Here is an 18904-nt window from a genome sequence, read left to right on the forward strand (position 1 = left end):
AATATGGATCAGAAAATATTAAATTTCATTGCTAAGAATCATTTGCTTACCTTTAGCGTTAGAGATGAAGATGAGGGAGTGTATATTGCAAACTGCTATTATGCTTTAGATGAAAAAGATTATTGTTTATTAATCAAAAGTGCTTTAGATTCTAAACATATTAAATTAGCTACTCAAAATCCTCATATTGGAATTTCTATTACTAAGGATAGTAAGAAGCTTATTTTAATCAAAGGGGTGCAGATAAAAGCACTTTTTAAACAAGCTACAAATGAGCAAAAAAGCCTTTATTATTCTCAATTTCCCTTTGCAAAGCTTGCTAGTGGAGAGATTTTTGCATTAGAGCTTTTGTGGATAAAATATACCGATAATGGATTGCTTTTAAGTGAGAAGTTGATTTATCAAAAAGAAAAGTAAGTGGTACGCCCGGAGGAATTCGAATCCCCGACCTACAGGACCGCAACCTGTTGCTCTATCCAGCTGAGCTACGGACGCACATATTGGTGGAGTGTAGGAGGATCGAACTCCTGACCTCAACGCTGCCAGCGTTGCGCTCTCCCAGCTGAGCTAACACCCCTTAAAAAAGCGAATTATACCAAATAAAACTTAATTTTCCTCTAAAACCTTTGGAAGATAATCTTGTAAATATTTTTCCACTTCCTTTTGTAAGTTTTCTAAGTCTCCTGAATTATCAATGACATAACTTGCTAATTGCTTTTTTTCTTCAAGGGGTATTTGCGATGAGATTCGTGCTTGAATGGCTTGTAATTCAAGATGATCGCGTTTTTGGATTCTTTGGATTTGAATTTCCCTTGGCACAAAGACTAGCAAAACCTCTTTGAAAGGATAGTTTTTTGTTTCATAAAAAAGGGGAATATCTAAAAAATAGGGAATCTTCTTGGTTTCCAAGGCTTTGGCTTGTTTTAAAATTTCTTCTTTGATTTTTGGGTGTAAAATTTTCTCTAATATCTCTTTCTTTTTTTTATCATTAAAGACAATTTCGCCAAGCCTTTTTCGATTGATTCTATTATTTTCTAAAATTTCTTTGCCAAAAATTTCAACCACTTCTTTAGTGGATTGATCAAGTATGGTGTGTGCGATACTATCAGCACAAACCACTTCATATCCATAGAGTTTTAAAAATGAAGCAATCGTGCTTTTGCCACTTCCAATTCCACCGGTTAAAACAATGGCATATTTAAAACTCAATTCCTAATAGCTCCAAATAAAGTATTTCTCATTTCCTTGGGAATCACAAAAGCAGCCAAATGCAAGTTGGCGTGATAATATTCTAAATTTTCTAGCATATCTGCTCTTTGTAGCATAATATCGGCAGTTGGATGAAATCTTTTGGAAGCAAAAAGATAGAAGTCTTGTATATCTAAAGACATTGGAATATAAAAGGGCATTTTAACCCTAAAGCTCTCATCAAGTAATTCTAATTGTTTTTTAACTTCTGTTGTTTCAAGGATCAAGTGGGGGGATTTTGTTACTAAAATTCCATCTTCCCCTAATAATGATTCATAGGCTTTAAAATCAGTTTTATTTTCAAGGATAATAATATCATAGAAATTAGTTTTGGTTTGATTTTGTTGTAAAAATTCTTCTTTTTGTTGAGGGATAAGGGTGAATCTTTTATCTTGCATTACTGATTGATAATGAGGGAAAAAGCTAATTAGTGATTCAAGGATTTTTAGATCAAATTGTAAGAAATCCACTTTTAGATCACTATGGCGTAAAAATTCAAAAGCTATTTCTAAATTGAAACTCCCAGCAATCAGAATCTTTTTGGGATTTTTGTGAGAACAAGCACTAATATGCGCTAAAAGCTCACTTTGTAAGGGAAGCATAGTTTTGAGTAGAATTTTATCATCAATTAAAGCAATATTTTCAAATGCTTGAGAGTTGAAAATTTCTAAATGGTGTTTAATTCCACTTGCTTCTAAAAGTTTGCTCTCAATTTTGTATTCTTGTTGAAATTTTTCATTATAGTTTTTTGTTATCCACATAAATAACCTTTTTAATTTTTGTTAAATCTATTGTATTTTAGGTAAAAATATCTTTAAACTATTGGATTAATAAATAAAAATCATTGCGGAATATCAAAATTTTCCCATCATTAAGAACTTCTACTCGATTTTCATTGTTTAAAGCATTTTCTGTCAATTTTGATTCAAGCTCCATAATTCTTGGTTCGCACATTTTGCGGGTCATACCGGTATTGGAGATTTTTAATTTATCATTATTTAAGTCATAGCTCCCAAAGAAATTATTGCAACCAAAAGTGCCAAAAACCCCCTTTTCTTTAAAGCCAATGAAAAATGGGTATTCTTTTTCAAAGGTTAAGATTTCTGTTGCATTATTGAGTTTAAAGCTATGAATTTTCCATTCTTGTTTGGATTGTAGGGTTTGATGGATAGAGTCTTGTGCCATTTCTTTTGTATTTGGATTTTTGCTTGAGCATCCTGCTAATAACATCGCAATTCCAAGAATGGTGCCTAAGATAATTTGTTTCATTTTTTCTCCTTTAGTTTAAGCGAATAATACTAACTTTGGCGTTAGAGCGTAATTTTTCAAAATATTCATAAATTAAATAGTCTTCTTTTTGAGACATAATTTTTTGTAAAACAATATCTCTAACATTTTCAAAAGGTGCAAGGGTTGGATTGTTTTTAGCCTTAATTAAGAAAGTAACAAAGTCTTCTCCAATAGGATAGATAGGGGTGAAAGAGCCTATTTTTCCTTGTGTAAAGGCAGAAACAATTTGTGGATTTAAGGCAGTAGTTTGTAAAACTTCATTTTCTTGTCCGATACCTTTTGGGATATCCTTGCCCCCACTTTTGATAAGTGTTTCTAATGCTGCACCTTCTTTGCTAAAAAACTTTGTTACATCAATGCTTTGTGGGATTGAAAATTCTTCTTTATGCGTGTCATAATAACTGCGTAATTGGTTTTCATCTACCATTTTTAGGCTTTCTTGGGAGATAATTTGATAAAGCTTTCTTTTTAAGATTCTTTTTTTGATCTCCTCTTTGTAATTCTCCCAATTTCCACCATTGGTGCGAATATAGGATTCAAGCTGCTCGGGAGTGGTTTGATTTTGTCTTGCTATGGCACTAATTTCATCATTTAGCTCTAATTCTGTCGCAACAATCTTATGTTTTTTGATTTCTTCTTCGTGTAGTTTTTCATTAATGAGAATATCTACAGCAAGATTTTGTTCCACTTTATCCCTTTGTTGCACTTTATAGACATCAAGTAGGGTTACAGGATTGCCATTGACAAAAAAAGCAATTCCATTCACTAGTGAAGGGGCACCAAATGCATGACTTATCACCACAAAACTCAATAAACTTGTTAAAAGATATTTTTTCATTTTTTCTCACTACAATTTTTTTAAGATTCTAGCAAAAACTTTTTGGGTATTTTCTAAAAATTATGATTCTTCTGTAAAATTTCTTGCAAAATTATCCAAAATTTCTTAAAGCTTTCCAAATCTAATTTTTCATTCAAAGAGTGGGGATGTAGAATGGTTGGTCCTATGGAGACAAACTCTACTTTAGGGAATTTTGATTTTAAGATTCCGCATTCAAGTCCAGCGTGAATGCTTTTTAATTTTGCATTTTTGTTGTGTTTTTGGTAGATTTCCCATACTAATTTTAGTAATTTTCCTCCTTCTTCTAACCAAGGTGCATAATAATCTAATATATTTACTTCAAAGTTTAAAGATTTCAAAAAGGTTTGGTTTAGAGCAATATTTTCTTGCATTAATTCTTCTTGATTGCCTCTTCCCATTGCGTAAAATGTAAAATTCTCATTATTTTGCTTTAAGATTCCTAAATTGCTTGAAAGTAGTAGAGAATCATCTTTGGCTTTAATGACGCCATTTTTTAGCCCCAAGATAGCAGTGAGTAGATCTTTGCAAGCATAGCCATACTTTGCTTGTTTTAGAGGGGTGATGATAAAATTCTCTGATAATGATTTGAGTTGAATAGCTTGAGAATCTTTAAGGGCAATTTTTAAGGTTGCATTTACAGGGATAGAGTTGCGCTTTTCCCCACCCCAAAACTCAATGATAATTCCCTCTAAGTCTCTAGCTATTTTGGCTAATTCTAAGATTGCATTAGGAATGTTTTTGTGAATCTCAATTCCGCTATGTCCGCCTTTGAAGTTTTGAGTTTTGATTTCAAAACATTTATAATCTTGAGGGATTGCTAAAATTTCAAATCCTTTCTTGGCTTCTAAATCATATCCACCCGCACAACTATAAATAACCTCATCAATGTCTTCGCTATCGCAATTTACAATATAGGGCGAATGGATTTCTAATTCCAAATGATTAGCCCCAATCATTCCCACTTCTTCATCACTTGTAAATAAGCATTCAATATTATCAAAATCCCTTAAGGCTAGAATCATACAAGCTAATGCTGCTCCATTATCCGCTCCAAGGCTAGAATCTAAAGCACTAAGCCATTTGGAATCTAAAAATTTAGGCTGCACTTTAAAATCTTTTGATTCTCCCACATACACCATATCATAATGCCCTTGTAAGCAGATTCTTGGATTACCTTTTGTGCAAAGTAAATTTCCAGCTTTATCTTCTTTTGTAGTCGCTCCATTTTCTTTTGCCTTTGTGATAATCCATTCTTTGAGTTTAGAGCAGTTTTTGCTTGGGTGAGGAATCTTACAAATTTCTAAAAATAATTCTAAGGGTTCAAAATTTTCTTTCAAGGTTTATCCTTATTTGAATTTATTTTCTTTGCAGTATTCCACGATTTTTCCGTGAAATCTCGCATAAAGCACATTAAGTGGAATGGGGTATCCATAGAGTTTGCATATTTTTTCGTAATTTTCTATTATTCCACTCACCAGCCATTCTTTAATATCGTCGTAATTTTCTAATTCATAACCATAACTTTTGAGAAGTTTATAAGTGTATTGATCAGCTACCATTTCTTCTCTTAAAGCACCATAGCATAAAATTGCATCGCAAGTTTCATTGCCAATGCCTTTTTGGCTAAGCAACCACTCTCTGCTGACATTTTCACAAAAACTCTCAAAATCTCCAAATTCTACTAAAATATTTTGACATAACCAAAGGATTCGTTGCGATTTTTGCCGAAAAAATCCCACATCATTTATAAGGTTTTGTAGAGTGGTTAGGGGAATGTTTGCTAAGGATTCTAGGCTAAGCAAATCTTTTGTCCTCAAGCGATTAATTGCATTAAAAGCACTTTCCCAACGCGTATTTTGCACCAAAATTGCCCCTATAATGACTTCAAATCTTCCCGCATTGGGCCACCAAAGGTTATGGGGAGGATTTTTTAAATATCCAAGATTTTTTAAAAGACAAAACAAATCAAAGCTATTTTGGATTTGCACTTGATTCTTTGCTTTTTTCAATGTGGCTAATATTAAGCCATACAAACTTATAGGCTATGTAAATTACTACGGGCCACATAATGAGTAAAAATTCTGTCATTGTTAATCCTTTAGTATTGATGAGAATCTTTTCTTAATTCTTCTTTGGTAATTTTGACTTTATCCATTAGATTCCACACATAAATAATATAAGCCAAAACAAAAGGAACAAGCAAACTTACATAGCCCATTACGCTTAGTGTGTAATAGCTTGAGCTTGCATTTTGAATTGTAAGTGAGCTTTGTAGATCAACTAAGCTTGGATAAAAGGCGCTTTTGCCAATCCCAATGGATAGCAAAATAGCAAAAACGGCTAACACGCTGCCAATGCCTAAGGCAAAGATTCCTTTTTTGCAACCCTTATAAGTCATTAGCATTCCAAATAAGACAAATACAACACCAACTAGCAAGATTCCAATTAAAAAAGGAAAATCTAAGAAGTTTTGCAAATAAAGGTATTTTTGTAAGCCAATATCTCCATTTGGCAAAAGAGCAAAGCCCTCTTTAGTAAAAATCCAAAATAAAAAAGCAAGGAAAAAAACCAAGAATGCAACGCTATTTGGCAGAATCTTTTTTTGGAATCTAGGCTTTAAAGTCTCATCATCAATATTGTTTAAAAAATAGCCACAAGCTAAGATTCGACTTAAAAAAACCAAGGCAAAACCTAGAAGGAAGTTCCAAGGATTAAGTAAGGCTTCTAAGCCTTTGGCAGGATTTTGCCAAGTTACAAAATTAGAAGAATCTAAACTAAAATTTGCTCCACTAAAAAAGGTGCTTAACGCAACGCCTATAAGAAAAACTCCCAAGATTCCATTAATAAACAAGAAAACTTCATAAGTCTTTGATCCAAGTAAATTGCCTTCCTTTTTGCGGTATTCATAGCTAACAGCTTGAATAATAAAGCAAAAAAGGATAATAAGCCAAACCCAATATGCCCCACCAAAACTAGTGCTATAAAATAAAGGAAAAGCAGCAAATGAAGCCCCTCCAAAAAGCACTAAAGTGGTAAATCCAAGTTCCCATTTTCTACCTAAAGAATTAATAATAAGTGCTTTTTCTTCTTCATTTTTAGTAAGTTCAAAAAGCATTCCTTGTCCGCCTTGGACAAAAAACATAAACACCAAAAGTCCGCCCAAAAGACTTAAAATACCCCACCAATAAATTTGTAATCCCAGTAATTCTAATCCAAAAAACATTTTCTCTCCTTAGTGTGCAAAGCCTTTTTTGATTTGTCGCAAAATAATGCCAATTTCAGCAATTAACAATGCGGTAAATAAAACCAAAAAGATAAAGAAAGAAATTTGCACATTAACACTGCTTAAATGGGTGGCAGCCACTCCAACAGGCATTAAATCTTGAATCGCCCAAGGTTGCCTACCTACTTCTGCGACAATCCAGCCACATTCTGCAGCAATGTATCCAAGCGGAATTGTCCATAAAGCAATCCATAGAATTTTTCTAAATTTTGTAATTTCATTTGCCATTGCAAGATAGAGCACTACAATAAATAAAACAAAAAACCAACTTCCTAATGCCACCATTAAGTGAAAAGTGTAAAAGGTTAGGGCAATTGGTGGCACGGCTTCTTTAGCATCTTTTAAATAGCCATATCCAAAATAAGGCATATTTTCTTTGACAATTTGAGAATATTGTCCTAAATCATTTGCAGCAATTCCAGATTCTCTACCTTTTTTGTATTCTCTAAAGGCTTCTAGGGCTAGATGACCTTTTTGGATTTTCTCTTCAATACTCATAATGTTTTTTTCTGCATTACCATACACTAAATCATTGATTCCTGGAACAAAGCTATTACGAGAGCGATTTCCTAAAATTGAAAGTGCATAAGGAATAGTAATATTAAATAAAAAGGTATTTTGATCATCTCCAATTTGTTTATTGGGGTTTAAAATACCAAAGGCTACAAGTCCTGCTCGATGCTCACCTTCGTAGATTCCCTCCATTGCAGCAAGTTTCATTGGTTGTTTTTGGGTAACTTGATAGGCACTTTCATCACCACTAACAAAGAGAAAGATTGAAGTGATAAGCCCAAAACTTGCTCCTACAATGAGCGATTTTTTAGCCGCTATAACATCACGCCCTTTTAAGAGAAACCAAGCAGAGATTCCCATTACAAGTAAAGCAGAAATAACATAGCCACTTGAAATGGTGTGCAAAAATTTACTAATTGCTACAGGGCTTAATGCCACTTCAAAAAAGTTTGTCATTTCATTTCTAGCGCTTTCTAAATTAAAGGTTGTTCCAATAGGATATTGCATCCAGCCATTTGCCACCAAAATCCAAAAGGCACTTAAATTAGAACCAATTGCAACAAGCCAGGTGGAAAGTAAGTGAAATTTAGGGGAGACTTTATTCCATCCAAAAAACATTACAGCAAAAAAAGTAGCTTCTAAAAAGAAAGCCATAATGCCCTCAATGGCTAATGGTGCGCCAAAAATATCACCAACAAACCACGAATAATTTGCCCAGTTTGTCCCAAATTCAAACTCCATAATAATGCCTGTTGCTACACCAATAGCAAAATTAACTGCAAAGATTCCTAGCCAAAATTGTGTAATTTTTTTCCATTCTTCATTTTTAGTTTTAACATAAATGCTTTCCATAATTGCTAAAATAAAAGAAAGCCCTAAAGTTAAAGGCACAAATAAAAAATGATAAAGTGCTGTCAAGGCAAATTGCGCTCTACTCCAATCGACACTTGCTGCTCTTTGTAGTAATTCTTGTTCCATTTTATTCCTTTAAAATTCTGTGAGATTTTTGCTAACAAATTTGCTTTTTTCTTCTTGTGTTTGGAAGTTTGTTTTTAGGCTTTTGTCATAAATAAAGATTTTTAAAAAACCAAAGATAATGAGAAGCTTAAGGATGATGACTAGCCAAAGACTTCTCCCTAAAGTCATATTTCTAAAACCATCATAATAAAGGTAAAAGATTCTAGATAAGAATTGCATTGTCTCCCTTGTTGGCTATATTTGAAATGAATTTGAAATTTTAGTCTTTTAATTTTAAAAAAACATTAGGCAAAAAATATAGTAAAATTATTCAGAATAAGGGTCTATTTTATTTTAATTCGTTAGAATTTAGTTTTTATTTTCTTGTAGGAGAAAGAATGGCATTAGATGAGAATAAACAAAAGGCGATAGAATTAGCTATTAAACAAATTGATAAAGCCTTTGGAAAAGGTGCTTTAATAAGGCTTGGAGATAAACCTGTAGAAAAAATTGATGCAATTAGCACAGGTTCTTTAGGGTTGGATATTGCTCTTGGAATTGGTGGGATTCCAAAGGGCAGAATTATTGAGATTTATGGACCAGAGAGTTCAGGTAAAACAACACTTGCCTTGCAAGTAGTAGCAGAATGTCAAAAAAAAGGTGGAATTTGTGCTTTTATTGATGCAGAACACGCTCTTGATGTAACCTATGCTAAAAGACTTGGTGTTGATGTGGAGAATCTTCTTGTTTCTCAGCCGGATTTTGGAGAACAAGCTTTGGAGATTCTAGAAACGCTTACAAGAAGTGGGGGCGTGGATTTGATCATTATTGATTCTGTTGCTGCGCTTACTCCAAAAAGTGAAATTGAAGGGGATATGGGTGATCAGCATGTGGGACTTCAAGCAAGGCTTATGAGCCAAGCTTTAAGAAAAGTTACAGGTGTGATTCACAAAATGAATACGACGGTGATTTTTATTAATCAAATTCGTATGAAAATTGGAGTGATGGGATATGGAAGCCCAGAAACCACTACAGGTGGGAATGCATTAAAATTTTATGCGAGTGTAAGGATTGATGTAAGACGCATTGCGACTTTAAAACAAGGTGAGCAAAATATTGGGAATCGCGTTAAGGCAAAAGTTGTTAAAAATAAAGTTGCACCACCTTTTAGAGGGGCAGAATTTGATATTATGTTTGGTGAGGGAATTAGCAAGGAAGGTGAATTAATTGATTATGGTGTAAAGCTTGATATTGTTGATAAAAGTGGAGCGTGGTTTAGTTATGAAGATAAGAAGTTGGGTCAAGGTAAGGAAAACGCCAAGATATTCCTTAAAGAAAACCCAGAAATTGCACAGGAAATAGAGGAAAAAATCAAGGCTTCTATTAGTGTAACAGATGATTTATCTGCAGATGATGATGAAAATTTAGAAGAATAGGGAGAAAACAATGGTTTATATTGATGAAATTCAAGCACAAGAGGTTTTAGATAGTCGTGGGAATCCTACAATTCAAGCAAGTGTTTTATTGAGCGATGGAAGTGTGGGGAGTGCGATTGTCCCAAGTGGTGCTAGCACGGGCAAAAGAGAGGCTTTGGAATTACGCGATGGAGATGAGAGATTCTTAGGTAAGGGTGTTTTAAAGGCTTGTGAAAATGTTCAAACCAGTATTGCTGATACACTTTGCGGTATGAGTCCTTTTGATCAAAGCGATATTGATAAGACACTAATTGAGTTAGATGGCACAGAAAATTTCTCTAAACTTGGTGCAAATGCTACACTTGGAGTTTCTATGGCGGTAGCTAGAGCCGCAGCAAAGAGTTTAAATATTCCTCTCTATCGTTATTTGGGTGGTGCAAATGCCTTAGTGCTTCCAGTGCCTATGTTAAATATCATTAATGGCGGGAGTCACGCTGATAACACTGTGGATTTTCAAGAGTATATGATTATGCCTGTTGGATTTGATACTTTTGGTGAAGCAATGCGTGCAAGTGCAGAAATTTATCAATATTTAAAAAAGATTTTAAAAGATTCTAAACACATTACAAGCATCGGTGATGAGGGGGGATTTGCTCCTAATTTAAAGACTAATGAAGAACCTATTCAAGTTATTTTAGAAGCTGTGAAAAAAGCAGGTTATAAAGAAGGGGATCAAATTGCAATAGCGCTTGATGTTGCTAGTAGCGAGTTTGTTAATGAAAAAGGAATCTATTGCCTAAAAGGCGAAGGGCGTGAACTTAGCAGCGAAGAATTGATTGAATATTATGAAAAGCTTATTGCAAAATATCCTATTGTTTCAATTGAAGATGGTTTGAGCGAAGATGATTGGAGTGGTTGGGAAAAGCTTACACAAAAGTTGGGAAATAAGATTCAGCTTGTGGGCGATGATTTGTTTGTTACAAATGCTAAGATTCTTGCTCAAGGAATCAAGCAAAATGTTGCTAATGCCGTGCTTATTAAACCTAACCAAATAGGAACGGTAAGTCAAACTATGGAAACTGTGCGTCTAGCACAACGCAATAATTATCGTTGCATTATGAGTCATCGTAGCGGAGAGAGTGAGGATAGCTTTATAGCTGATTTTGCTGTTGCACTTAATACAGGGGAGATCAAAACGGGTTCAACAGCAAGGAGTGAGCGAATGGCAAAATACAATCGACTTTTAGCAATTGAAAATGAATTGGCTTATCCAGAATATTTAGGAAAAAGTCTTTTTAGAAAATAATGATGGATGAAGAAGATTTTGGCTACCAAAAGGGAGGGTTTTATAAGCTACTTCCCTTTTTGAGCCTTTTGTTGGTGATTTGTATCGCAGGAGTTTATTTTGGGAATTTACTCTTTGGTAATAATTCTTTAAAGGTTTTATTGGAACTTAGAGAAAAAGAAAGGCAAATGTCCCAAGAAGTAAAGCATCTTATGGATGAAAATGCAAAATTCCAAAAAGAATTTTTTGAATTGAAAGGATTGGAGCCACAATGAAGATTTTGAGTGTATTGTTTATCTTTGTTTTGAGTGTGTTTGCTAATGAGCCCAAAGCATTACCTAAGATTCCAGAACTTAATATTCAAGCTCCTATAGAAGTGCAAAAAGTGCAGTCAGTGAGTGAAAACAATAGCACAAAAGTTACTAGAAATCCATTTGAATCAGTGATGACACCAAAGGAGAGTGGGCAGATTTCAAATCCACCTAAATTGGATTTATTTACTCAAACAGCTTTAAATCTCCCTTCTACGGCACGAAAGATTAAAAAAATTACTCTTTCCTACCAAAATCTTGATGGTTCTATTAGTGTTATTGAGAAAGAACTTGATGGGGATATTGATTGGCATTTTCCACTTGTGTTAAGTCAAGAAGTGCAAGCAAATGCGACCCTACCTACTATGAGTGATTTTAACTTCCATAAACTTTTTGATTTTCATATTAAAGATAAAAAGATTACCTTAAAAACACCTTTGCAGTTAATAAGAGATTTTACACTTGCTTCTCCAACACGATTGATTCTTGATTTTAAAAATAATAGCAAACAAAGTTTGAAAGATTCAATGACAACGCATTTGCCAGTTGTGAATAAAGTAGAGTTGCAGACTCATTTGGATTTTTACCGAATCACGCTCAATTTAGATGGACAATATAAATATTCTTTGCAAAATACAAAAGAGGGTTTGGAAATTGCATTCTACTAATCTTGTCTTGATTGGATTTATGGGAAGTGGAAAAAGTAGCGTTGCCAAAGCACTTTATCAACATACTCGCTCCTTGATACTTGATAGTGATCTAATGATTGAAAATAATGAAAACATGACAATTCCTGAAATTTTTTCTCAAAAAGGCGAGCAATATTTTAGAGATCTTGAGAGAGCATTTTGTCTTTTTGTATCCCAAAATATCCGCCATTGCATTATTTCAACAGGAGGTGGAATGCCTATGTTTTGTGATGTTAAACAAATGGGAAAAGTGTTTTTTTTGGATCTTAGTTTTGAAGATATTCTTTTGCGTCTTAGCAAAGAAGAGAGACTTAAACGACCACTTTTTAAAAATCAAAAAGCAGCTTTAGAGCTTTATCAAAAACGCTATCAAGTTTATAAAGATTCTGCACATTTTTGCATTAATGCCAATCGCAGTATTCCAGAAATTACGCAGGAAATTTTAGATTGTTTGCCAATGAAATAATTAAGATGGGTGCTTGAAGTATTTTAGAAGTTTTGAGAGATTATTATGAATATTCTTGTTCGTCTTCCAAATTGGCTAGGTGATGCGGTGATGGCGACATTTGCCTTAGAGATTCTCTATCGCACTTATCCAAATGCTCATTTTTATTTTGTAGGAAGTAAGGTGAGTTGCGCGCTTTTTAGCCATTATTCTAATATCACGACTATCATTGATAATAGCAAACAAGCTAAATTTAGAATTTTAGCACTTTATAGACTTGCTAAAGCTATTCCTCCTTGTGAGATTGCTTTGACTTTTCAAAATAACTTTTTCTCCGCACTTTTCTTATTTTTTAATCGTGCTAAAAAACGCATTGGTTATGCCAATGAGTTGCGTTCTTTACTTTTAAATATTGCCTTAAAAAAGCCCAAAAAACTCCACGAATCTCTAAGGTTTGCCAAACTTGTAGAAGCTATTATTCCTAATCATTGCGTTGAGCCAAAACTCTATTTAAAACCACCTAAAATCTCCATAACACTTCCTATGCATTTTAATCATTTAAAAATTGCAGGAATCAATGCGGGTGCGGCTTTTGGAAGTGCTAAGCGTTGGGAGGAGCAATATTTTGCTGCTGTGATAGAGGATTTATTAAAGCACGATTTTTGTGTGATTCTCTTTGGCGTAGAATCAGAAAACCCTATTAACGAAAAGATTCTCTCTTATCTTAAACAAAGCAATAAAATATTAAATCTAAGTGGAAAAACCAATCTTCAAGAATTAATGGCGTATTTTTCAAAACTTCACATTCTTATCACCAATGATAGCGGTCCTATGCACATTGCCGCAGCTTTAAATATTCCCACTATTGCACTTTTTGGACCAACTAACCAAGAGGAAACTTGCCCCTTTAATGCAGAGCATTCTTATATTCTTTCTCTTCAAACCTTTCACAAAGCACTTTCGTGCCAACCTTGCAAAAAACGCTCCTGCCCTATCTCACAAGATTCTGCTACTTATCACGCTTGTATGCGAGAATTAAAACCACAATGGGTGATTGAAAAAATTCATTCCCTTATAAGTTAGTTTCCATTAAAATTAATATTAAATTTTATACAAAGTAAGACTATGAGGACAATACAAATAGGGCATTCACCAGATGCCGATGATCTTTTTATGTATTATGCCATTGCTTTTGGCTGGGTAGGTAATACTATTGCGTTTGAAAATCAAGCTTTAGATATACAAACTTTAAATGAAATGGCATTGGGGGGTGTATTAGATATTTCGGCTATTTCTTTTGGGGTATATCCTTTTTTGGCTCAAGAACAAGCCTTATTGAGAACGGGTGTTAGCTTTGGTGAGGGGTATGGACCTAAATTGATTAAAAAAAAAGGTAAAACACTTAAAAAGAATTTTAAAGTTGCTTTAAGTGGCAAACACACGACTAATGCGATGATTTTTAAAATCGCCTATCCTCAAGCAAGAATCTATTATAAAAATTTTTTGGAAATTGAAAAAGCGGTTTTAGAAGATGAGGTTGATGCGGGTGTTTTAATTCACGAATCTATTTTACAATATGATTCTAATCTTGAAGTTGAATGTGAAATTTGGGATATTTGGAATGATTTAAATCGCCAAAATCTCCCTTTGCCACTAGGGGGAATGTGTATTCGCCGATCCTTGCCACTTAGTGTTGCCATAGAATGTGAGGAAATACTCACTCAAGCTGTTAGGGTCGCGCTAAAAAACAAATCACTCCTTTCTAAAATGCTTTTAGAGAGAAATTTAGTTCGTGTTGATTCAAAGAAGCTTGAGCATTATCTCAATCTTTATGCCAATGAAGATTCAGTCTCGCTAAGCGATAAGCAACTCAAAGCGATTAATATGCTTTTTAAACTTGGATTTGATTATAAATTATGTCCGCAGATTCTTGATGTTAATGATTGTTTGATACCTAGGGAGTATAAAGACTTTAGAAATCAATAGATTCGATACATTACGCGGATTCGAATTTTAGTTTTAACTGCAGGATAGGGATAGTCTTTGTAGGCAATTTCAATAGTATGGAGACTATTGTCATCTAAAAGTCTAAAGCCACTTGGCGTGAGTAGTTTTAAATCAGAAATATCGCCATTTGGATGCAAATAAAATTCCACAATATTATCGCCTTGTTGCCCCATTTGTCCGGCAATTTGTGGGTATTTGAGATATTGTTGTGTGATTTTGCCTATACTGCTTAGATTATCTTCTATAAATTTTCTTTCTTCATAATTTAAAGAATACAAATCTTCACCATATAGTTCTTTAATTTCTTGATTTGCCATATTTTTGCCATAATCATAAATTGAAGGTGAAGAGAGCTTTGAAGTGGGATTGCTTTTAAGAGAGGAGGCAAGGGGGTTTGGAGTTGATTTACTTGTTTTTTGGGCTTCTTTTTGGGGAGTGGGCTTGGGAGTAGGTTGTTTTGTTTTAGAATCTTTTGTGGTTTTGGGTTTTGATTCTTTGTTTTGAGTTTCTAGTTTGGGAGTTGGTTTGTCATTTTTGGTTATTTTGGGTTCTTCTTTGGCAACAGAAGCAGATGATTCTTGAGTTTGCATAGGATTGGGGGGATTTTGTGTAAAATTTTGTGTAGGAGGGGAAAATTTAAAATTTTTAATACTAATGCGTTCCCCTTCCTTACTTCCGTGTTTGGGTGGTTTATAGGCATCATCTTGGGGTAATTTGATAAAAATCAATAGCAAAATAATGAAGTGAATTAAGAGCGATAAAAAAAACGCAATGAGATTGTTTTTCATTTAGTGTTTTTCTTGCTTCAATAATTCCCCAAAATCTTCCAAAGGATATTTATCAACTAAAGTGGCTCCATTTTGGTTTAATATCACAATATAGCGCATTTTGTAAAGCTCAAAAACTACCAATTTGGTATTAAGCGATAAAGGAGTGTTAGAGAGAATTGTAATGGGAAAATCCTTTGGATTTTTTTTAAAAAAATCTAAAAAGTTATTGTTGGAATCTTTATAATAAACCCTTTTGCGAACATACCATAGTAGCACTAAAAGTCCAACTAAGATAAGAATTACACCGCTATATTGGAATAAATTAATGCTCTCTAAAGGTGATTTAGCCATTTCAAAAGGAAAGGCTTTGCTACTTTCTTCTAAGATTTTAGTTGATTCTATTTTGTCTTGTGCAATGCTAATTGCTACGCAAAATAAAATCCAAAATAATATTTTCATACTGCACTAATGCTTTCTCGTGTAAGATAATAAATAATGGCATTAGAATCTAAAATTTCATTCACCCTAATGGCAAGATTCTTTTCATAGACCATAACTTCACCTTTACCCACGATTCTACCATTAATATAAATCTCCACACTCTCTCCTGCTGGTTTTTGCAGATCAATAATAGATCCTTTTTCAAAACGCAAGATCTCTAAGAGTGGAATCTTTGCAGAACCAAGTTCAGCGTGAAAGGCAACTTTCATATCTAATAATCCACCATAATTATTCATAATTCCTTCAAGATAGCGTGCTAAATCCTCTTGTTTTGGTGCTTGTATCTTGGCTAAAGTAAATTCATCTGCTGGCATTTTTTCTCTACTTTGTGGTTAAATATGGATAAAAAGGGAGCATCTTGCACCCTCTAAAGCAAAATTAAGGCTTTTAGAAGATGAATCTTTAAATTCTCCAAAGCCATAAACTTTAGGGGTTGAGATATTGAATCTTACCCCCTCTGTTACTGCTAAAACTTTAGCTAACCCAATGGTGAGATTAGCGAGTTCTTGAGATAAATCTTTTAGGGCTAGTTCATCAAAATCTTCTTCCCCTAGCAATCCATTGCCAAATTTTTCTAAAAATTCCCTTGTGCTAATGAAAGTGATAGTATTTTTGTCTCCATCATTATACACAATGTCAATGCCAGACAAAAAACCTTCAAGTATTTTTTCATCTAAAACTTGTGGAGTCTTGCCTAAAGTATCTTCAATTGCCTGTTTGAAGGCATTTTTAATGATTTTATCTAGCATCTACCAACCTTCTTTATTAAATCCTAGATTATAGCTAAAATTTATTTAGCTTATGCAAACTTTACAGATTTTTTTATTCTTTACCATTTTAAAATAAAAGTTGTTCCCTTTTTTTCTAGACTTTGACATTGAATTTCTATCCCATAAGAATCACAAATTTTTTTAACAAGAGCTAATCCTATTCCAAAGCCACCTTGATCTTTGTTGTAACGATAATATCGCTCAAAAATTCGTTTCAAATGCGTTTTGGGTATCCCACAACCATTGTCTTTAATGGTTAAAGTGTTTTTATCGACTATAACTTCAACTTTCCCTCCATTATAGGTATATTTAAGGGCGTTATCTAATAAATTGTCAATCACCCGAATAATGCGATTTTTATTAGCTTTTAATTGACTAGGATTTGATTTTAGAGTGATGGTGATATTTTTTTTCTTATAAAAAGGTTCAAAATAAGAAATCCTTTCTTTTAATAAATTTTCCATAGAGATTTCTTCTAAAGTATTTTCTTGAATATGAGAAAAATTATAAAAAACCAAATCTTGATAAATTTGCTCTAGCGTGTTGGCTGCCATTTTAATGCGTTGTAATTTTTGCAAATCTTGTTCTTTAAGATTTTCTTTCTTGATTCTTTCAATGCTCATAAGAATAATGCTTAAAGGAGTGTTGATTTCGTGCGTGGAATCTTTGATAAAGCGATTAAGGATTTCTATTTTTTCTTCTAAAGGCTTTAGGCTTAAGCGAACTAAGAAATAAGCTATTACACTCATTCCAAAAAGAGCCAATAAAAAACTTCCGCCAATAAATAGCCATAAAGTGTGAATCTCATTTAAGATGCCATTATCTTGGATAATCATAAAAAAATCATCGCGTTGATGCGGAAAATTCAGCAGATTTTTTTTGCGAAGCTCTAAATTGACTAAGCGCCAAAATCTCCCTCCCACTCTTTGAGTTACTAAATAAACATTGTCTTCAATAATAACAATTTTATCGATATGTTTATGATTTTTTTTAAAGCTAATGGGAATTCCTTTTCTTTTTAAAATATTCTGGAAATCCTTTATTTGAATGGATTCTTTTAGGGCGTTAAAAATTACTTCCCCATTTTCTTTGTTTAAAGAAAAAGTTATATCAAGCTCTTTAGCGCTTTTTTGCAATAATTCAAAGAGATTATCAGGGCTAGTTTGTAATTTTTCTTGTAGATATATTGCTAGATTATGGGCTGATTCTCGGAGTTGCAATATCCTTTCTTCAATAAGAGATTGTTTTTCTTTTTGATACCAACCATAAAATACGAAGATTAAAAAAATAAAGCTTGTAATGGTGTAAAGTAAGCTAATTTTTAAGGCAATTTTTCTGCTTTCATTCATTCGATAGACTTTCTATAGCAATACCCTTCGCCTCTGCGTGTAAGAATATTATCTTTCCCTACAATTTGTCGTAAATTTTTGATATACACGCGTAAGCTAAGCTCACTTGGTTCTTCTCCATAGCTCCAAAGGGTATTAAAGATTTCTTCTAAAGGAACAAAATGATTTTCGTTGATTAAAAGGATTTTTAGCAATTCTCGTTCTTTGTTGGATAGTCTATAAGGCTTTCCCTCTAAATATAAAATTCCTTCTTTGCAATCAAAACTATAACCATTTTCAAAGTCATATAAATTAACTCGATTGCTTCGCTTGAGTAATGCCTCTAGACGCAAAAGCAATTCTGAAAGTTCAAATGGTTTGCGTAAATAATCATCACAACCGCTTTTAAATCCCACTTCCAAATCTTTAATGCTGTTTAAAGCGGTAATAAAGATTGCAGGTGTTTGTTTGCCGCTTTCGCGAATATTTTTTAAAGTTTCAAATCCATTCATATTAGGGACCATCACATCAAGCAATAAACAATCAAAATTTTCTTCATATGCTTTATAAGATGCTTCTACTCCATCATTACAACAAACTACTTCATAGCCCTCTTCAATAAGACATTCTGCAATAATTTCTTGTAATGCCATATCATCTTCTAGTAATAATATTTTTGCTTTCATAAGTATTCCTTGCTTGTGCAACTAAGAGTTGCACAAGTTTTATGGTCTTGGTCCAACTGGGCAATCTTTGCCTTTGTTTGGACAATCGCCTCTATTTTGCCCTCTATACCCTTTGTTTTTATTTTTATGATGTTTTCTTAATAACCCACTTTCATAGGCTTCTTTTTCGCTCATTGAATCAATTCTTTTAGCTGTTTCTTTGGCGATTGCATCTCGATATTCTCGATATTCTTTTAATGTCATTTGATCATAAACGCTTTGCCTTTTGTCTCTTAATTGTTCTCTAAAATTTCTTGCTTCTTGGAGTGTCATTCCTTGTGTTCTTTTATGAATCTCCATTTTATAATCAGGATAGTCTTTAGGGGTTACTTTTCCTGAAAGATTAATGAGTTCATCATTGCTCTTTTTTGAAAAATCTGCTGCTAAGGCTACAGAAGCACTTAAGGCGGTGCCAACTAAAAAAGAAATTATAGTTTTTGCTTTCATATTAAGCTCCTTTAATTTTTTTGTGACAGAAGTATAAAACACAAACCTAAAGTCAATGTGA

The 18904-nt window shown here is 33.5% G+C and carries 24 protein-coding genes and 2 tRNA genes; 8 read left to right on the forward strand and 18 right to left on the reverse strand.

Annotated elements, in window-relative coordinates:
* Positions 1-3 precede the first annotated feature (3 nt).
* A complete protein-coding gene (locus tag HCAN_RS01920; RefSeq protein WP_006655048.1) occupies positions 4-417 on the forward strand; it encodes a hypothetical protein in 414 nt (137 codons plus the stop codon).
* Position 418: 1 nt separating this feature from the next.
* Here HCAN_RS01920 and HCAN_RS01925 read toward each other — a convergent pair.
* From HCAN_RS01925 to HCAN_RS01975, 11 genes are all read right to left on the reverse strand, one after another.
* Positions 419-495: transfer RNA gene (locus HCAN_RS01925), tRNA-Arg, on the reverse strand.
* Between the two features lie 6 nt (positions 496-501).
* Positions 502-577, reverse strand: a tRNA-Ala gene (locus HCAN_RS01930).
* 29 nt (positions 578-606) lie between these two features.
* Positions 607-1209: a dephospho-CoA kinase gene (gene coaE / locus HCAN_RS01935; protein WP_006655049.1), complete on the reverse strand. Its 603-nt coding sequence runs from the start codon at positions 1207-1209 to the stop codon at positions 607-609.
* Complete coding sequence (locus HCAN_RS01940) at positions 1206-2009, reverse strand: spermine/spermidine synthase domain-containing protein (RefSeq protein WP_006655050.1); 804 nt, start codon at positions 2007-2009, stop codon at positions 1206-1208. The genes coaE and HCAN_RS01940 overlap by 4 nt, the downstream gene beginning before the upstream one ends.
* 58 nt (positions 2010-2067) lie before the next feature.
* Complete coding sequence (locus HCAN_RS01945) at positions 2068-2517, reverse strand: META domain-containing protein (protein ID WP_006655051.1); 450 nt, start codon at positions 2515-2517, stop codon at positions 2068-2070.
* A gap of 10 nt (positions 2518-2527) precedes the next feature.
* Positions 2528-3376: a peptidyl-prolyl cis-trans isomerase gene (locus HCAN_RS01950; RefSeq protein ID WP_006655052.1), complete on the reverse strand. Its 849-nt coding sequence runs from the start codon at positions 3374-3376 to the stop codon at positions 2528-2530.
* A gap of 53 nt (positions 3377-3429) precedes the next feature.
* Entirely contained in the window at positions 3430-4734 is a 1305-nt protein-coding gene (locus HCAN_RS01955) for a M20/M25/M40 family metallo-hydrolase (protein WP_006655053.1), read from the reverse strand.
* Between the two features lie 9 nt (positions 4735-4743).
* Positions 4744-5385: a 3-methyladenine DNA glycosylase gene (locus HCAN_RS01960; protein ID WP_006655054.1), complete on the reverse strand. Its 642-nt coding sequence runs from the start codon at positions 5383-5385 to the stop codon at positions 4744-4746.
* A gap of 110 nt (positions 5386-5495) precedes the next feature.
* Positions 5496-6620 carry a cytochrome d ubiquinol oxidase subunit II gene (gene cydB, locus HCAN_RS01965; protein WP_006655055.1) on the reverse strand — a complete coding sequence of 375 codons (1125 nt, stop codon included), beginning with the start codon at positions 6618-6620 and terminating at the stop codon, positions 5496-5498.
* A gap of 9 nt (positions 6621-6629) precedes the next feature.
* Positions 6630-8171 carry a cytochrome ubiquinol oxidase subunit I gene (locus HCAN_RS01970; protein ID WP_006655056.1) on the reverse strand — a complete coding sequence of 514 codons (1542 nt, stop codon included), beginning with the start codon at positions 8169-8171 and terminating at the stop codon, positions 6630-6632.
* A 9-nt stretch (positions 8172-8180) separates the two neighbouring features.
* Positions 8181-8390 carry a DUF4492 domain-containing protein gene (locus HCAN_RS01975; protein WP_006655057.1) on the reverse strand — a complete coding sequence of 70 codons (210 nt, stop codon included), beginning with the start codon at positions 8388-8390 and terminating at the stop codon, positions 8181-8183.
* A 158-nt stretch (positions 8391-8548) separates the two neighbouring features.
* Between HCAN_RS01975 and recA the strand changes: the two genes are divergently transcribed.
* From recA to HCAN_RS02010, 7 genes are read left to right on the forward strand one after another with little or no spacing between them, the layout of a single operon-like run.
* Positions 8549-9586, forward strand: coding sequence for a recombinase RecA (gene recA / locus HCAN_RS01980; RefSeq protein WP_006655058.1), 1038 nt, complete (start codon positions 8549-8551; stop codon positions 9584-9586).
* Between the two features lie 10 nt (positions 9587-9596).
* Positions 9597-10871 carry a phosphopyruvate hydratase gene (gene eno / locus HCAN_RS01985; RefSeq protein WP_006655059.1) on the forward strand — a complete coding sequence of 425 codons (1275 nt, stop codon included), beginning with the start codon at positions 9597-9599 and terminating at the stop codon, positions 10869-10871.
* A 2-nt stretch (positions 10872-10873) separates the two neighbouring features.
* A complete protein-coding gene (locus HCAN_RS01990) occupies positions 10874-11125 on the forward strand; it encodes a hypothetical protein (protein WP_232049077.1) in 252 nt (83 codons plus the stop codon).
* On the forward strand, positions 11122-11829 hold the full coding sequence (locus HCAN_RS01995) for an AMIN domain-containing protein (protein WP_006656743.1): 708 nt from the start codon (positions 11122-11124) through the stop codon (positions 11827-11829). Before HCAN_RS01990 ends, HCAN_RS01995 begins: the two co-directional genes overlap by 4 nt.
* On the forward strand, positions 11816-12316 hold the full coding sequence (locus HCAN_RS02000) for a shikimate kinase (RefSeq protein WP_006655062.1): 501 nt from the start codon (positions 11816-11818) through the stop codon (positions 12314-12316). Before HCAN_RS01995 ends, HCAN_RS02000 begins: the two co-directional genes overlap by 14 nt.
* 45 nt (positions 12317-12361) lie before the next feature.
* Positions 12362-13378 (forward strand): lipopolysaccharide heptosyltransferase II, encoded by a 1017-nt coding sequence (gene waaF / locus HCAN_RS02005; RefSeq protein WP_006655063.1) that lies wholly within the window; start codon positions 12362-12364, stop codon positions 13376-13378.
* 42 nt (positions 13379-13420) lie between these two features.
* The gene (locus HCAN_RS02010; RefSeq protein ID WP_006655064.1) at positions 13421-14281 is read left to right on the forward strand and encodes a menaquinone biosynthesis family protein; all 861 of its coding nucleotides are present in this window, start codon (positions 13421-13423) and stop codon (positions 14279-14281) included.
* On the opposite strand, the gene HCAN_RS02015 is transcribed toward HCAN_RS02010, so the two are convergent.
* The 7 genes from HCAN_RS02015 to HCAN_RS02045 all read right to left on the reverse strand — a co-directional run bounded on the left by HCAN_RS02015 (position 14275) and on the right by HCAN_RS02045 (position 18843).
* Complete coding sequence (locus HCAN_RS02015; protein WP_006655065.1) at positions 14275-15090, reverse strand: energy transducer TonB; 816 nt, start codon at positions 15088-15090, stop codon at positions 14275-14277. The two genes, HCAN_RS02010 and HCAN_RS02015, sit on opposite strands and share 7 nt — an antisense overlap.
* Positions 15091-15531 (reverse strand): hypothetical protein, encoded by a 441-nt coding sequence (locus tag HCAN_RS02020; protein ID WP_006655066.1) that lies wholly within the window; start codon positions 15529-15531, stop codon positions 15091-15093.
* Positions 15528-15887: a flagellar motor switch protein FliN gene (gene fliN / locus HCAN_RS02025; RefSeq protein ID WP_006655067.1), complete on the reverse strand. Its 360-nt coding sequence runs from the start codon at positions 15885-15887 to the stop codon at positions 15528-15530. The genes HCAN_RS02020 and fliN overlap by 4 nt, the downstream gene beginning before the upstream one ends.
* Before the next feature lie 18 nt (positions 15888-15905).
* Positions 15906-16322, reverse strand: a complete 417-nt coding sequence (locus HCAN_RS02030) for a hypothetical protein (RefSeq protein WP_006655068.1) — start codon at positions 16320-16322, stop codon at positions 15906-15908.
* Positions 16323-16402: 80 nt separating this feature from the next.
* The gene (locus HCAN_RS02035; RefSeq protein WP_006656745.1) at positions 16403-17692 is read right to left on the reverse strand and encodes a sensor histidine kinase; all 1290 of its coding nucleotides are present in this window, start codon (positions 17690-17692) and stop codon (positions 16403-16405) included.
* Positions 17689-18357: a response regulator transcription factor gene (locus HCAN_RS02040; RefSeq protein WP_006655070.1), complete on the reverse strand. Its 669-nt coding sequence runs from the start codon at positions 18355-18357 to the stop codon at positions 17689-17691. Before HCAN_RS02040 ends, HCAN_RS02035 begins: the two co-directional genes overlap by 4 nt.
* A 39-nt stretch (positions 18358-18396) precedes the next feature.
* Positions 18397-18843 (reverse strand): DUF1104 domain-containing protein, encoded by a 447-nt coding sequence (locus HCAN_RS02045; RefSeq protein WP_006655071.1) that lies wholly within the window; start codon positions 18841-18843, stop codon positions 18397-18399.
* Between the last annotated feature and the right edge of the window lie 61 nt (positions 18844-18904).

It is taken from the genome of Helicobacter canadensis MIT 98-5491, from assembly GCF_000162575.1.
GTDB classification, from domain to species: domain Bacteria; phylum Campylobacterota; class Campylobacteria; order Campylobacterales; family Helicobacteraceae; genus Helicobacter_D; species Helicobacter_D canadensis.